Source organism: uncultured Desulfobulbus sp., assembly GCF_963662935.2.
Lineage (GTDB): Bacteria > Desulfobacterota > Desulfobulbia > Desulfobulbales > Desulfobulbaceae > Desulfobulbus.
Map to the genome: position 1 here is coordinate 345,309 of NZ_CAXXTL010000002.1, position 15,870 is coordinate 361,178.

General features: G+C 46.3%; 15 protein-coding genes. 5 read left to right on the forward strand and 10 right to left on the reverse strand.

From position 1 onward, the window contains the following. Positions 1 to 161: 161 nt before the first annotated feature. The 3 genes from ACHZCX_RS05880 to ACHZCX_RS05890 form a co-directional block, all read right to left on the reverse strand. Positions 162 to 998, reverse strand: a complete 837-nt coding sequence (locus ACHZCX_RS05880) for a DUF4382 domain-containing protein (protein ID WP_319586307.1) — start codon at positions 996 to 998, stop codon at positions 162 to 164. 189 nt (positions 999 to 1,187) lie between these two features. Next, the gene (locus tag ACHZCX_RS05885) at positions 1,188 to 1,613 is read right to left on the reverse strand and encodes a hypothetical protein (RefSeq protein WP_319586308.1); all 426 of its coding nucleotides are present in this window, start codon (positions 1,611 to 1,613) and stop codon (positions 1,188 to 1,190) included. A 76-nt stretch (positions 1,614 to 1,689) separates the two neighbouring features. Next, positions 1,690 to 2,127: a hypothetical protein gene (locus ACHZCX_RS05890; protein WP_319586309.1), complete on the reverse strand. Its 438-nt coding sequence runs from the start codon at positions 2,125 to 2,127 to the stop codon at positions 1,690 to 1,692. Between the two features lie 237 nt (positions 2,128 to 2,364). Here ACHZCX_RS05890 and ACHZCX_RS05895 point away from each other — a divergent pair, with 237 nt between their 5' ends. After that, positions 2,365 to 2,748, forward strand: coding sequence for a HEPN domain-containing protein (locus ACHZCX_RS05895; RefSeq protein ID WP_319586310.1), 384 nt, complete (start codon positions 2,365 to 2,367; stop codon positions 2,746 to 2,748). Continuing rightward, positions 2,727 to 3,044, forward strand: a complete 318-nt coding sequence (locus ACHZCX_RS05900; protein ID WP_319586311.1) for a nucleotidyltransferase domain-containing protein — start codon at positions 2,727 to 2,729, stop codon at positions 3,042 to 3,044. Before ACHZCX_RS05895 ends, ACHZCX_RS05900 begins: the two co-directional genes overlap by 22 nt. Before the next feature lie 12 nt (positions 3,045 to 3,056). On the opposite strand, the gene ACHZCX_RS05905 is transcribed toward ACHZCX_RS05900, so the two are convergent. Continuing rightward, entirely contained in the window at positions 3,057 to 3,989 is a 933-nt protein-coding gene (locus ACHZCX_RS05905; protein ID WP_319586312.1) for a hypothetical protein, read from the reverse strand. Between the two features lie 438 nt (positions 3,990 to 4,427). Here ACHZCX_RS05905 and ACHZCX_RS05910 point away from each other — a divergent pair, with 438 nt between their 5' ends. Together ACHZCX_RS05910 and ACHZCX_RS05915 are read left to right on the forward strand one after the other, a co-directional pair. Next, entirely contained in the window at positions 4,428 to 5,969 is a 1,542-nt protein-coding gene (locus ACHZCX_RS05910; protein ID WP_319586313.1) for a sulfatase, read from the forward strand. 99 nt (positions 5,970 to 6,068) lie between these two features. Beyond that, positions 6,069 to 7,667, forward strand: a complete 1,599-nt coding sequence (locus ACHZCX_RS05915; RefSeq protein ID WP_319586314.1) for a hypothetical protein — start codon at positions 6,069 to 6,071, stop codon at positions 7,665 to 7,667. Positions 7,668 to 7,739: 72 nt separating this feature from the next. On the opposite strand, the gene ACHZCX_RS05920 is transcribed toward ACHZCX_RS05915, so the two are convergent. From ACHZCX_RS05920 to ACHZCX_RS05945, 6 genes are all read right to left on the reverse strand, one after another. Further along, positions 7,740 to 8,924, reverse strand: a complete 1,185-nt coding sequence (locus ACHZCX_RS05920) for a hybrid sensor histidine kinase/response regulator (protein ID WP_319586315.1) — start codon at positions 8,922 to 8,924, stop codon at positions 7,740 to 7,742. Further along, positions 8,924 to 9,667 carry a response regulator gene (locus ACHZCX_RS05925; protein WP_319586316.1) on the reverse strand — a complete coding sequence of 248 codons (744 nt, stop codon included), beginning with the start codon at positions 9,665 to 9,667 and terminating at the stop codon, positions 8,924 to 8,926. Before ACHZCX_RS05925 ends, ACHZCX_RS05920 begins: the two co-directional genes overlap by 1 nt. Continuing rightward, positions 9,645 to 11,657 (reverse strand): PAS domain-containing sensor histidine kinase, encoded by a 2,013-nt coding sequence (locus ACHZCX_RS05930; RefSeq protein ID WP_319586317.1) that lies wholly within the window; start codon positions 11,655 to 11,657, stop codon positions 9,645 to 9,647. The genes ACHZCX_RS05925 and ACHZCX_RS05930 overlap by 23 nt, the downstream gene beginning before the upstream one ends. Continuing rightward, positions 11,654 to 13,369: a fumarate reductase/succinate dehydrogenase flavoprotein subunit gene (locus ACHZCX_RS05935; protein WP_319586318.1), complete on the reverse strand. Its 1,716-nt coding sequence runs from the start codon at positions 13,367 to 13,369 to the stop codon at positions 11,654 to 11,656. Before ACHZCX_RS05935 ends, ACHZCX_RS05930 begins: the two co-directional genes overlap by 4 nt. A gap of 116 nt (positions 13,370 to 13,485) precedes the next feature. Then, positions 13,486 to 14,244, reverse strand: a complete 759-nt coding sequence (locus ACHZCX_RS05940; RefSeq protein ID WP_319586319.1) for a succinate dehydrogenase cytochrome b subunit — start codon at positions 14,242 to 14,244, stop codon at positions 13,486 to 13,488. 385 nt (positions 14,245 to 14,629) lie between these two features. Next, positions 14,630 to 15,370, reverse strand: coding sequence for a cyclic nucleotide-binding domain-containing protein (locus ACHZCX_RS05945; protein ID WP_319586320.1), 741 nt, complete (start codon positions 15,368 to 15,370; stop codon positions 14,630 to 14,632). Between the two features lie 3 nt (positions 15,371 to 15,373). On the opposite strand from ACHZCX_RS05945, the gene ACHZCX_RS05950 reads away from it, so the two are divergent. Next, entirely contained in the window at positions 15,374 to 15,730 is a 357-nt protein-coding gene (locus ACHZCX_RS05950; RefSeq protein WP_319586321.1) for a hypothetical protein, read from the forward strand. The last annotated feature ends 140 nt before the right edge of the window (positions 15,731 to 15,870 follow it).

Consider the following 15,870-nt stretch of genomic DNA (forward strand, 5'->3'; position numbering starts at 1 on the left):
ATGCTACATTTACTCAAAAGTACGGGTCTGCACTTGTGGAATTCGGGATATAAAAGCCATCAGGATCTACAGAAGTTCAATTGCGAACTCTTGCAAACCCTGATGGCTTAGCAGTGTCTCATAGTTTTATCATATTACGCTACAGGAGTGATATGCCTGTCTTACTCTACGACTATGATCTTACCCAAGTCTGTGCTGGGTGATGTGATTACAACGGCGCTAAGCGTTTTTACAACGTTTGTGCCTACAAGTATCTGTATGTCATATGTGCCTTGAGCAATCACAGGGATCTCAAAGGTACCATCAAGTTGGACCACTGCGCCGCCGCTAAGAGCATCAGGATTTCCTGCGCTCCCCTGTGGATACACATTTACCACTACATCTGCTGGCAGCGGTTGTACAACGCCGGTTCCGTTTTGAAATTCTACTGATCCTGTTACTTTTGCCGCAATGTTTACCGGCGACATGCTCATCACAGGATGAAGCATATAAGTGCCGCTTCCCGTGTTAACAAAAGATCGTTGCGCGTTGAAATCTAAAGTTACAGCACATAATTGGTTGCTCTCGACTGTGAATTGGCCGTTACACTTAACACCGGTCTGTGCTACATTCTTGAGATCAACATCAAACGTCTGTCCATTCACAACTACTTCGGCTTTACTAAGCATCAGCCTGATCATGGTATAATGTCCGGCTGCTAAGGGTGAATCGACAAGCATAAGTGAATTTCCGCCGGTACTGTAGTCAAGCAGATTGACATGTTTCGCTGGGGTGAAAGTTTCAACTGTTTTCCAAGCTCCACCTGTACTGTGTACCTGCACAGAGGTTATATCGACATTTACTTCGCTTGCATTTAATGGAGCATCTATAAGGGCTACCCGCAAGGTTCCTGTGCCGTTACTTGCCGAACCACCGCCGCCTCCGCAGCCTGTGATCGTCCACAGAGAGACTGCAAGAACTGCCATTACGAGAATCATTAAAAATCTGTTTTTCTTCATTCTGATACTTCGACCTTCTATAACTCGTCTGGAAATAATACGCTTACATGATATTACTCATATGGTTATTGAGCTTCTTTGTAATCCATTTATCTCTCAGCTATTTGAGTTGCTTGTATGACTATTGTACCATATACAGCCGATAGCCAAACATATGATCGTTTGTTTCTTGTATCAGTCTGTTTTCGGTCATGCAAACTCTCTGATGTGCTGGATCAATTCCGGATAGTTTCTCATGTTGTCTGAGCTAATGCAGAAACTTTTCTTGTCTGTCTGGATCATATATCGTTCAGGATTCTTTCCTGCCGGAATGATCTCCATTTTAGTGATATCTTCAGGGTGAACGTCACTGTACCAGATTGAGCTGCGGACTATCTGCATCTTGTTAGGGTAAAATGTGATAAGTGTTACCCGCTTAGTAGATTCTCTGGCATTCACCACCAGTGCCCAGACGATTATCGCGTTTATCCCCCATGCGATCCATAATGCCGGTGAATTGCTATGTCCTTTCATCACCAGTTGAATTGTTAATGTGATGCATATTACTAAAACTGTAGCAGCGATAAAAACAAGTATCATCAGTCCGGGTTCTATATTGTGGATTGAAGCGCTCATCCATTCAGGATCTTTATGTGGTGGTCGAAGGCTGGGGGATTGATTGAGTAGTTTCAGGATGAACTCTGAGTATCCTTCAAGATAAGGTAGAACATAGATGTGGTCTATTCCCTGAATCGGAGTTTTTAATGTCAGTTGAGAGGCATTTATCTGATTCCACGGCATTGATATCAAGAGTGGTGTCCTTCAATGATGCGATCTGATCAATCGGAATCTCTGCATACTTTTGCTGCCCATGGAAGAGACGCAGAACCCCGGTATCGGTGATCTCAATGGCAGATGGTAGATCAGGGCAGTTCTTTGGCCGATAATATCGGATGACGCGGACTATCAGCCAGATGAGAGCTACAACCCACGTTACAGTAGTGATAGGTTCTATCCATGCAAGCTCAGGTAACTTAAAACTTTTAAATAAATCACGTATGATATGAGGAATGAATATGATCAGAATCAGCCAGTTAGTCGTGATAGGTTTTCCAAGCGAATATCTTCGGTTGCCGTATGAATATTTCATAACTACATCTCCTAAATGGATCTTCTTGGTTTTTGAATATATCTATTTATTCAATAAGAGTCGTGTCATTTCCTTCTCTGGCATCGAATAATATGATGTCATTTTCTAGCTTGCAGTGATGATTAACTATTGGCTGTGTTCCAATCTTGATTCACCCTAAATCGTAATAAAAAATGTTATAATATTTTACATAATAGAATATAATATGAATATCACTTTGAGTTAAGGTGGATTTTAGTGACCAACAAGACTTTATATTGGATAGAAATGGCAGAATATGACCTTGAGACTGCACGGGCTATGCTTCAGACTGGACGTTATCTGTATGTCGGGTTCATGTGTCATCAAGTTATCGAAAAAACGCTTAAGGCTGTGGTTGCAAACAATAATAAAATTCCACCATACATCCATAACCTTAGCAGACTTGCGGAAATATCTGGAATTTATATACAACTTGATGGCATCCAAAAAGACTTGCTTGATAGCTTGGAACCCTTAAACATTCAAGCGAGATATCCCGAAGATAAAGAGCGTCTTTTCCAGATGCTTGATTTTAAACGCTGCAGCGAGCTACTTACTCAAACTGAGGAATTATATCAATGGATAAAAGCTACGTTATAGAATGTGTTCGGTTATTTGCTGAGAAAGCCAGGCAGAATATGGATGTTCGGCAGGTGATCTTGTTTGGTTCATATGCCAGGGGTACCGCAACAGATTTGAGTGATATCGATGTTGCTGTAGTCACGAACACACCCGTTGATGACTGGCTGGAAGCCTCAACTAGTTTATTCAAGCTGCGCCGAGATATTAATCTATCAATTGAGCCGGTGTTGATAGAGCCATCTTCAGATCGAAGTGGTTTCCTTGCCGAAATTCAAAAAACCGGTGAATTGGTGTATGACTGCGAAACTCTTTAGCATTTTTCACATCTACTTGCGCATAGAAAAACTTGATGATTTGATGCCTGATTTCACTGATGGAAGATTGATCATAACCCGCGCATAAGGACCGACATTTGGCGCGACGTTTGCCGGTGATATCTTCTGAAGCCTTATGAACGATCTGCCATGCGGCATTACGATGACATTTGCTGATCGGAAGCTTGGTTTCTTACCGGCATATGCTCGAACCACTTTAGGCGTGAATGATGACTTTTGTATAGAGGCGTTTAATGGCGGCGTTGAGGGATCAACCAGTTCCCCGTAACGCATCAGAAAATTGTCGAACTCTACCTCTACCGGTTCGTGGGAGAATGCATAATTGTGGCTCCATGCGGTAAATGCGAAGTAGTAGTCGTCTGTGCTGAACTCGGCTGAGTATATCTCCACCCACTCGCTATCGACCAGAACTCCGGCTGTGAGCATGTTGCCCACTCTTGCAAACCTTAGACTGCCTGAGATATGGTTCGTTGGTACGCCTCCGCCGCCGATACCCCCATAGTCAGTGGCGTATGCCTCAATTGGACCGCTCTCAACTTGGCCGAAAGAACTCCTCTGTACGTTGGCAAGGCTGCCGGTATGTGCCGGAAAGAGTCCCATCCCAACGCGCACTCCGCTCCCCGAAGGCCATTCTGTGAGTGTGTAATCTATCTGGATATCAAAGTCACCTCTGAGGCACTTAGCTGATTTGAAACCGCCTCCAAAGGAATGCGGATCATCGGCTTCATGAGCGTCTGCCGGAATTGTAACTACTACACAGCCTGGAACCTCAGTTGCTGATGGTCCAATCCCGTCGATGAAAGTTGTCCAGAGGGTTGTATTCATCGCCCCGTCGTTGAAATCATCGACGATGGAACAGTGCCCTGTAACGGCTGCTGCGAATATCGAAAATGCTATTATGGCATACCGGATTACTCTATACATGATACATCCCCCTTGAACTAGTCTTCAGGTATATTGTGAAATGATGTTGATTTGCGGTTATTGTAAGCCGTATTATCAGAAATGTCAACATGTTTTTGTGGGAATAGCTTATAATCAGCATTTGCCGGTATTCAAAAGGTAGGTCCGAGATTTGTAGGTAAAATCTCTTCATGTTTCCAAGCCGTGTACCCTGAGTGATCTGCCCGCAGGCAGATTGTATCGAAAGGCACACGCGGGTTAGGTGACTGGATATCATCCTTCGATACATTCCCTGCGGCGAACACTCAAGATTAAACGGGTGATTGATATCTCTACTGATAGTAATTACCCACTTTATTGAAATACATTCAAATTCAAGTTATCAGAGAACGTAGACAAGCGGGATGAAGTAGAGTAAAATTGAGGAAAATATTTCCTCAATCCGTAAAGGAGACGAACATGAGCAGCGCATCTGCCGTACCGAATAATGGAACACCACAAACAAATGTCATACTAATCCTGGTGGATAGCTGCAACAGACACTATCTTTCTCCTTACGGTTGTAAAACAGTCAACACGCCTAACATCCAGCATCTGGCAGATAAGGGTGTGACATTCACGAATCATGTCATCGGATCGGCTCCATGTATGCCCGCTCGGAGAGAGATCATGACAGGGCGTCAAGAGTTCCTTTACAGAGGTTGGGGGCATCTGGAACCATATGATGCTCCGATTGCTCTGAGATGTCGTCAATCAGGCGCGGTAACTCAGATAGTGACTGACCACTATCACTACTGGGAGAACAGCGCGCATGGTTATCTTGAGCACTTCAACGGCTGTGAGATGATCCGTGGTCACGAGCTGGACTACTGGAAGACTGAGCTTCAACCCAGTGAACCTGAATGGGTGAAATCGATAAATGAATATCGTCCAGGATGGGGAAGCCAGTATTATCGAAATGTTGCCAAGTTTACAAGTGAAGAAGATTTCTTCTCGCCGAAGGTCTTTCGAAAAGCTGCGGAATGGCTGGATGCAAATCACAACCAGGATCGTTTCTTCCTTCACATAGAGAGTTTTGATGCGCATGAACCTTTCCATGTGCCGGAACCATATCGCTCGATGTATACCAACGACCTCAATCCTGAATATACATGCTGGCCGCCTTATCAGGATACAGACCAGCGCCTAAAGTTTTTGCAAAGCACATCGATGGCTGAGTTAGACTACATCCGAGCGCAGTACCAGGGCAAACTCACGATGGTTGACAAGGCTCTGTGTCAGGTTTGGGCGATGATGGACAAACACAATCTGTGGGATAATACTACCGTTATCTTCACCACCGACCACGGGCATGAGTTGGCAGAGGCGGTTCTGGATATCAATGAGTTTGATGATGATGCGCGCGATCATACGCTCCGAAATCCATTTGGGAAACAGCACCCTCATTATCTGAGTCATGCCAACATCCCTCTGTTGATCTGGCATCCGCACCTTATGAACGGCGGGAAGTCGGTAGATGCTCAGACATGCACAGTCGATATCTACAACACCGTGCTTGATGCCATCGGCTCAGGAGCATCTGCCGATGTCCACAGCCGTTCGATTCTTCCGCTCATGGCAGGTGAAAAGCAGATCAGAGATCTGACATACTGGGGTACATTCGGAGAGGGTATCTGCTGTACAGACGGAGAGGATGTTCTGCTACAGGGATGCAACTCCAATGCGCCGCTCAATCAATATTCCACAATTATGTCCTGGCCTTGCGTAGATGCCAAAGCCGGGACGTTCATTCCCGGCGTCGACTGCCCGGGGTGGCAGATTCCGATCAACTATCGGCATGATTTCCCGTCGATTCTGTATAAGCGTAACGACCCATTGTTCAACGAAACCAACATCATTGATGCTGAACCCGAAACCGCTGCCAGCCTGCGAAGACGTCTCAAAGATCGCATTACTGAGGATGGTTGTCCGCCTGAACAGTTCGATCGACTGGGCCTCTGAGTTATGCAGAGATCAATTGTGCTTGATTAGTCTGATTTCCATAATTATGCCATCACCTTATTTATTAAACTCAAAAATATCAATTATAAAGGCTTATGTATGCATTCATGTGATTCGAAAAAAGAGGAGTTGCCGCTTCTAACTCAAGAACAAACGCATAATCGAACTAACGCAGTGCCTTGGATTATCCTGGCGTGTGGAGCACTTCTCTGGGGTGTTATTGTTTACTTCACTCGTTTTCAACTCGAAGATGCGTTGATTACCTATAGATATTCAGCGAACCTTATCAGCCATAAAGGGTTTGTCTTTAATGCTGGTGAGCATGTTTTAGGAACAACCACTCCTCTTGCGACCCTCATTCTTGCCATGCTATCTACTCCCTTCGGACCGCGTTCTATCGTACAAGTTGCAACTGTGGTCATGCCGATTTTCGGCCTCATGTCTGGACTAACCGCCTACTTTGTGCTGAAAGATCGTTGTATCTCTGTCGCAGCCGCAGGTACAGCGATGTGTTTCCTCTATATGCACCTGGCTATGATACGAACAGGAATTGGAGGAATGGAAACGCCTCTTGTATTGCTCCTGATGGGATTGAGTTTATGGGCATTGGGTCGGGAGAAGTATGCTGCAATGGGAGTGTTTTGCGGATTGCTAATGCTTTGTCGGATTGATGGCGCTATCTGGACATCGATTATAGTGTTAGCAGGATTACTGAAATCTCGGCGTAAGATTGCTATCTCAATAGGAACAGCATTCATTGTTGTGCTTCCATGGATTGTCTTTGCTACGATATACTTCGGTACATTCTTACCAAATTCAATGCTAGCAAAGGCTGCAATACGTCCGGGAAGAGAACATCAACTGTTGAATAGCCAATACATACTCACAAATGTGCTTTGGTATGTAAAAGGAACAAGATATTACGGCAGTATGTGGCTTCTACCTCTATGGCTTGGACTCTTTGCAGTCGGTACACGTAGATTATTCAAAGAGAGTCCGCATGAATTATGGCCGATTGCAATATTTCCGATTTTTTATACATTGGTGATGTATGCAGGCCGCGCTCCAAGGTTTGAGTGGTACCTTCTCCCAATTACTTATTGCTGTATGATACTTGCAGGTGTAGGCATAGTTGAGATATTTCAATGGATCAAAAGATGGCTTCCTGTTCGTACCAGGATTATGGTTTCTGCGGCGCTTATCGGAGTTGTGGTTGTTACATACTGCTCTTGCATCGTTCCATCAATAATCAGACAGATGTCGATCTCTCAGCGCAGGGAGGACAGCGCAAGAAAAGGGATTGGTTTGTGGCTGAGAGATAATACTCCTGAAGATGCGGCTGTTGCGATGGAAGCGATTGGTTATCAGGGATATTATTCTGAGAGAAAAGTCATAGATTTTGCGGGGCTCGTAACCCCCAAGACCGTCGAGTTTAAGAAGCAAACCGCGATGAATGGAGAAGTTTTCGACTCAGTATTGCAGTTCTTCAAGCCCGACTATATTGTGCTTCGCTCATTCGAAGTTGATACCAACAAGCACTTTAATGGCGGACCTCTTTTCCTGACGCACGGTAAAGAGCAGGAGTTTCATCAGATATACCGCGAAGTAAAACGATATACCGGTGTCAGTAATAATCCGATGAGTCTATCTAATCTTACGGTTTTCAAGCGTGTTACAGATAAAAGATACAAGCTCTAATGTGTAAATTAATTTCATACTGCTCTGTAATTCTAAGCAATTGTGCTGATAGATTCTGTTTGATTATAAGCTTTATGATTTTACCGCACAAACATTGGCTGTACTTGAATCAACCGGTAATGCTTCCGCAGGACCGTTGACAGGTATGCTAAACCAGAACGAGCTCCCTTTGCCGACTTCACTATCTACACCGATGGTACCGCCGTGTGTTTCAACTGCCAGCTTGCAGAAAGTTAGTCCTAGTCCGGTTGAGTATTGCCGTTGATTCTGCTGCGATTTTACTTGTCCGAATTTCTCAAAGATTCTTCCCAGGCTTTCTTGCGGGATTCCCGGGCCGTTATCCTGGACATATACACGCACACATGTCTCTCCTGCTTCTATTCCAATGGAAATGCTGCCGTCATCCGGGGTGAACTTCAATGCATTGCCCATCAAATTCTGTATAACTCGAGCGAGTAGTTTAGCATCGCCTTGTATAAAAATCGGATCTTTTGGCTCTTCGAAAATGAATTGCCGGTCTCCGCGCAGGGATTCAACTTTACCCATCACCTCTCGGATGATCTCAATCATATTGCATTCACCCAGATCGAGAGTCATCTCTCCGGCTTCCATTTTGCTGACATCCAGTAATGAGCTGGCAAGTTCGATTAGACTCTCAGTGGCATCTGTCAGGATGTTGATATACTCTTTGCCATCCTTTGACATTGTTTCTCCTTCTACCATGTCCAGCAATTGTAAAAAGCCTTTCATGCTTGTTAAAGGAGTGCGCATATCATGTACGACCATATGTACCAGATTATCTCTAAGTTCCTCAAGCTGATGAAGTTGATCGTAGCTTTCTTGTATCACTTTCTTTTGTCTGTGTAGCTCCAAATGGGCTGCCACCCGTGCTTGGACTTCTCTCAATTGAAATGGTTTGGTTACATAATCAACCCCGCCTGCTTCGAACGCTTTTACCTTATCCGCAGTTTCGTTCAACGCGCTGAGGAATATCACCGGGATTTCTGACAATTCGTCATCCATCTTCAAGCGCTTACATACTTCATATCCATTCATACCCGGCATCATGACATCAAGCAGGATCAGATCAGGCAGGTCGTGCCTGGCTGTCTGTATTGCGAACTCTCCGTCAGAAACTGACCTCACTTTATATCCCAATCCCTTTAGCATTCCTGTTAGAAGGAGCAGGTTTGCTGGAGTATCATCAACAACGAGAATACTGGGTATAGGCTGTGAATTCATTAACGTGGTTTCCATTATATTGTAACTCCTGCTTTAAGTGCATTCAGTAAACTTTGATAATCAAATGCCTCTAGATAGTGTTTGAGTTGCTGTGATTTTTGCCTGTTATATTGTCTGACTTCTTCAACCAGCAACAGCAATTGGTCATGGTCTGCGTCGATTGCTGCTTCCTGGAGACGGTAGATCAAATCACTTGGTATATCCGTCATGACTTCCGGAGCGACTTCTGAAGCAACCTGTTTCTGGATATTCGATGTTCCTGTTGGTGCATCATTTGTTGTAAGTGCTAGAGCTTCGTTTAGTGTCTCCATAAATTCATTCACTTTTATTGGTTTAGTGAGATATCTGAAGAATCCGGCTTCGAGGCCTTTTTCAATATCCCGCGGCATTGCATTGGCGCTGAGGGCAACGATAGGGATGTGTGCTGTTGCTGGGTCATTGTGTAGAATTTTCAGGACTTCAATTCCGCTGATGTCCGGCAGATTAATGTCCATTAGGATCATCTCCGGCATAGATGTGCGGGCAATCTCGATACCAAGATACCCGGTTACCGCAGTCATCAGGTGAAGATCAGAACGGCGTCCGATAAGTTGCTCAACCAGCTTCATATTGGCAGGATTGTCTTCTACATAAAGCAGATTGTGTTTCTCAGTGCCATTTAACGATTGTTGTTGGTCGGTTGAAGTGGTTTCATCTTCACCCGCTGCTAATCGAGGAGCCACATCTGCAGCCAGCTCAAACCAGAATTCGCTTCCCACCCCCTACAGTGCTTTCCGCACCGATTGTACCACCCATCAGTTCTATTAATCGTTTAGCAACTACGAGGCCGATACCAGTGCCTTCCTCGCTTCCGCCTTCCTGTCCAAGACGATTGAACGGTTGGAACAACTGATCCAGCATTTCCGGAGTCAATCCTTCGCCTGTGTCTTTGACGCTTACACGTATGCGTTCCGGTGCGCTGGTAAAACAATCTACGACGATACTACCATTCTCCCGGTTGTATTTAATCGCGTTTGAAAGAAGGTTAATGAGTACTTGTTTTACTCGGGTCAGATCGGCATGTACAAAGTAAGGGATATCAAGCGGCGGGAACATCATGCTGATTCCGCGTTCTTGCGCTTTTGGTTCTATCATGCCACGGCATTCGAACATGACTTCGGCGAGTGATACCGGCTCTCGCGACATCGGTACCTGTCCTGACTCGACTTTCGCGAGATCGAGGATCTCATTTATCAGTTTCAACAGATGCCATCCAGCCTGAAGGATTTGAGATATGCTTTCCTTTTGAGAAATTGTTGGCTCAGGTGAATCGGATTCCATCAATTGAGCAAAACCCAGAATTGCATTTAACGGACTTCGCAGCTCATGGCTCATACTGGATAGAAAATCTGATTTCGCTAGATTTGCTTTCTCTGCCGCAGTTTTAGCACTCTCCAGCTCCACATTGTTCTCTTTTAGTGTTTGCTCAAACCGTTTCAACTCTGTAACATCACGAGCGGCGGCAAATACCCCTTGCAGTTTTCGATCGCGGTCATAGAAGGTGGTTGCATTATATGATACTACTGTCTCTTTACCATCCCAGGCACGTACGGTGAGTTCGTAATTTGTAACCTTTTTTTCGCTTAATACCAGTTTGATGCTTGCCTCTGCTCTTGCTGGATCAGTGAAGTAGTTCTTAAATGGCGCCCCTATCAGTTCATCACGGGTGAAACCGGTGAGAGTCTCCATCTGTTTGTTGACATCAGTTATAATACCGGATGGATCTGTAGTCATAATCGCATCAATGTTCGATTCAAATAATGAACGGGTATAGAATTGTTGATCACGAAGGCGTTGATCGAGTAGCTTCTGTTCTGCCTCTACTTGCTTGCGTACGGTATTGTCGGTGCCAATCAACAGATAACCGATGATTCCACCCTGGTCATCGCGTAATGCTGTAACTGATACAACTGCCGGGAAACGGCTGCCGTCTTTGCGGATATATGTTAATTCGTAGATGTCTTCAATCTCACGTGAAGCCTTAAATACAAGCGCTTCAAAACCCGGCGCAATTGGAGTATTAAATTCTATACTAAGTTCTTTGGCTCGCGATATTACTTCCTGGGAATCGGAAATGTCGGCAGGGGTGATTTTATCTACTACTTCGCTGGCTGTATATCCGAGCATACACTCAGCGCCGACATTGAATATCTGTATAACGCCTTTCTCATCGGTTGCAATACTTGAGAAGTTGGCACTGTTGAAAATCGCGTTTTGCAGAGCGCCTGCTTGAAGGAGCGCCGCTTCTGCCTGCTTGCGTGCAGTATTGTCGGTGCCAATCAACAGATAACCGATGATTCCACCCTGGTCATCCCGCAATGCCGTAACAGATACCACTGCCGGAAAACGGCTGCCATCTTTGCGGATATATGTTAACTCGTAAATGTCTTCAATCTCGCGGGAAGCTTTGAACACCAGAGCTTCAAAACCCGGTGCTATTGGAGTATTAAAATCAAGACTCAGTTCTTTAGCCCGTGTTATTACTTCTTGCGAATCTGAAATATCGGCAGGGGTGATTTTGTCTACAACTTCGATAGCCGTGTAACCCAGCATGCGTTCGGCACCGACATTGAATATCTGTATTACGCCTTTTTCATCAGTGGCAATACTTGAGAAGTTGGCACTGTTGAAAATCGCATTTTGCAGAGCACCTGCTTGAAGCAGCGCCGCTTCTGCCTGCTTACGAGCAGTATTATCGGTGCCAATCAATAGATACCCGATGAAAAGTCGGCGACACGTCCAGCACGCTCGAGTGACTGGTTGAGTTCCTGTCCGGAGCCAGGCACGATGACGTTTTCCCAGAATTCAGCCCGAATCTCTGGGATTCTCTTCAGAGCCAGTTCCAAGCCTTCCTTGTTTCGTGCCATACCGCAGTTGTCCCACATAACCTTACCCAGTTCTTTGTGGAAATGATCAACTGTCTGGCCGCCCTTACCACTCTTGGTATTTTTCAACAGCTTGGCGGTTTGATCCTTTACTTCGTTGACAGAAACATCAAACGCTGGATCGTTGGTACTGGTCGGTACCGGTGGGACGGTAGCTAGGTAATTCCCGATAGTGTACGGGATAACGAAATAGCCGTCGGCCAGGCCCTGCATCAATGCGGAAGCGCCCAAGCGGTTAGCACCGTGATCAGAGAAGTTGCATTCACCCATGGCATAACAACCCTTGACGGTGGTCATCAGCTCATAATCAACCCACAATCCACCCATGGTGTAATGAATCGCCGGGTAGATCATCATTGGTTCCTTGGTGGGGTCACTGTCGGTGATTTTCTGATACATGTGGAAAAGATTGCCATATTTCCGCATGATCACATCGAGACCGTCACGCTTGATTGCATCGGAAAAGTCCAGATAGACGCCGAGTTTGGTTTCGCCGACACCCTTACCTTCGTCGCAAGCTTCCTTGGCGTTGCGACTGGCCACATCGCGGGGCACGAGGTTACCAAAGGAGGGATATTTGCGCTCCAGGTAATAATCACGCTCGTCCATCGGAATATCGGCAGCTTTTCTAGTGTCGCCCACTTTCTTTGGAACCCAGACGCGTCCATCGTTCCGCAGACTCTCGCTCATGAGGGTCAATTTGGATTGAAATTCGCCATGAACCGGGATGCAGGTTGGGTGGATCTGGACGAAAGAGGGGTTAGCGAATCCAGCTCCTTTTTTGTAGGCACGCCAAGCGGCGGTGACATTACATGCCATGGCGTTGGTGGACAGGAAGTAGACGTTGCCGTAACCGCCGGTCGCAAGAACAACCGCATGCGCTGAATATTTTTCGATCTCACCGGTTATCAAGTTGCGGCAGACGATGCCCTTGGCTACGCCGTCGACGACAACGAGGTCCATCATTTCCCGGCGGGTGTACAATTTCACCTTGCCGGTGGATACTTGTCGCATCATGGCGGTATAAGCACCGAGCAACAACTGCTGTCCTGTCTGGCCCCTGGCATAGAACGTACGGGAAACCTGGGCACCGCCGAAGGAGCGATTGGCCAAGGTACCGCCGTATTCACGGGCAAAGGGAACGCCCTGAGCTACACACTGGTCAATAATATTGTTGGCGACCTGGGCAAGACGATAGACGTTTGCCTCACGGGCGCGGAAGTCGCCACCCTTGATGGTATCATAGAACAGACGGAAAATGGAGTCGCCGTCATTCTGGTAATTTTTGGCGGCATTAATGCCACCCTGGGCAGCAATGGAGTGGGCGCGGCGGGGGCTGTCATTAATGCAGAACGATTTAACATTGTACCCCAGTTCGCCCAAGGAGGCGGCTGCTGAAGCGCCTGCCAGACCGGTTCCTACGATGATAACTTCGTATTTCCGTTTATTGGCAGGGTTGACGAGTTTGTTGGAAAAACGGCATTTGTCCCATTTTTCGGCCAGCGGTCCTTCAGGTATCTTTGAGTCAAGCTGCATAGTCGTTTCTTTTTGCTGTAGGTGAATAGGAATAAAGCTTGTTAAGAAGATTCTTGCCCGAGCAGTGCTGACACATTGCGAGAACCTTCAATCGTCTCTTGTAGAACGTTACCGTATCAGAGCAATTGATTCCGAGAGATGACCATGAGGAAGGTGATCAACAGAAATACTCCGCCCATGATACCTGCCAGTGCCCAGGTAACCACGCGCAGCGGATAATCGTATTTCGGATGGCTGATTCCAAAGGTCTGAAGCAGTGACCAAAAACCATGGCTGACGTGGATGAAAAGAAGACAGATGCCCGCACCGTAAATCAAGGTAAAGAACGGGTTGTTCAACACCTGGGTAACAAAATCAGAAATCGTTTTTACCGCAGTTTTTTCAACAAAGTGAAAGTTGGCGAGGTGAATGAGGATGAAGAGAAAAATAGCGGCACCGGTGTACGGCATGGTTTTGGAAGCCAAGGTGCGGCCGCCTGCACTGGTCTCGACGGCATATTTTCCACCTCTGGCCTTGCGGTTCTCAAGGAAAAGAATAACGCCGGTGATGACGTGGAGAAAGAAGATTGAGTAGAGCCCGATTTCAAAAATGGGGACGAAAACGCCTAAGGAGTGCAGATGATGCGCGTAGGCATTAAACGCGCTTCTCCCCCAGAAAATTGTACTGTTGCCTATGGTATGGACGAGCAAGAACCCGCCCAGCATAAACCCAGTAAAAGCCATGATGTACTTTTTGCCCAACGAAGATCGAAAAGTTTGAATGAACCACGACATAATTACCATTCCTGAATGAGAGTTAAAAAGAGTGAAACAGTTGATACGACTGGTAAAACTATAATCAGATTCAAAAAATGTTCGAACTGAACGGTCATTCATTAACAGTCTGTTGTCTCTCCTGTCAAGGAAAAAAAGTCCTTGCAGACAAGGTCATTTCCCCCTCGCCGAAGCACCATTTCACCACGACTTGTTCCTGTTGTGCAAGATAGGCAACAAACGGCTCGATTTACCTGAACCGCAGGGGCTCTGTCAAAAATAGCTCCCAATAAAAGCGTGATTGAAAGCGCTCCTTGAGCATCTACTATAGCAATCCTTTCCAAACGGGCACAAGTTGCATAACAACACTGTGCCGCTTGTAAGAAATCTTGTCAGCACCAAAAGGACACCATAGGGGTTGCCGCCGCTTTCTCTCAGGAAAAAGCGGCAGGGACGTCAGGATAAAAATATGTGGCGCGCGGAAAGGATAAGGGCAAGAATGCCCCTATCAACTGACCTGGGAAGCGGGTCGTTCGTCGATGCGCTGGAGCCCTTCCATGAGCAATTTCATGAAGTACCCGATCTCGGGGGCATCGAAATCTTCGGGAGGAAGCCCGGGGGTGAATTTAAATCGTCCGTTTTTCTCCCGGAGCACCTCAAAAAAAGCCGACTCGCCCTTGCTGCCGGCGTAACTTGCCTTGATCAAGGCGCCTTGACGCAACGAAAAACGAGCCGTGCCCTTCTGGAGTTGGGTGATCGTAAGAATACCGGTCTTGTGGTTGCTATTAAGGGTTTGAAAAAGCGCTTCCGGGGGAATCTCTTCCAGTTTACCGATCATACCCGAAGCGTAGTCGTCCGACCGCACCCTGTTTGAGTCGGTCAACCGTTTGGCCATCAACCGGGTAAAATAGGACTGGAGCGAAGGATACTTATGTAAAATCGTCTTGAAATGCTTATTTCCGATATATATGAGTTGGCAATCGGTGCTCGCCTGAACAGTAGCGCCGACATTTTCCTCGCAGATCAGACTCATTTCCCCGAACACCTCGCCTCGCTTGAGGGTGGAGATGGGGATGCCGGCATCGTTGAGGATATCGACCTGCCCGGTGACGACAATATAAAAGTGGCCACCAGGATCGCCCCGGCGGAGAATGATATCATTTTTTTTGCAGTCCCGCAGATTGAAGTACTTAATAACGTTATTGAGATTGTTCTGATCGATGTTGCGGAAAAAAGCAAAATTGCTCAAGAGATGAAAGATACCACCCAGATGGTTGCCGATGTTATCGGGTTCATCCTCTTCATGCATGGCTCGGAAATGTTCCAGCCGGATAGAGCCTGTGCAACCGGAGCAAGAAAGCATGCAGTCGGGAATCTGGTCGGCCCGTTCGTATTCAATGATAATTTTGGTCAGATCACCGTTGAGTATTTTGCAACTGCCACGGTTGGGGGGAGAATGAACCATCGTGGTGTTGATAAAGGAGTTTTCCCCGTTGCTTTCCATACTGATGGCGATTCCGGAAATTTGAAAAACATCACCATACCGGAAGAGCGGACAGTGCCTGGTTTCACAAACGCGGAAGCTTATTTTGGGAAAACCCATCAATAACTCCTGAAGATCATACCTGAAAAGATTTTAAACATTGATTGTTCGTCGCATAGTTTATTGAGTATTATGCTCGAAATGCGCCGGGGAGACAAGGTATTCCTGCCGGTCATCATTCGAGCGCCGCAACGCTGCTTCAAGAG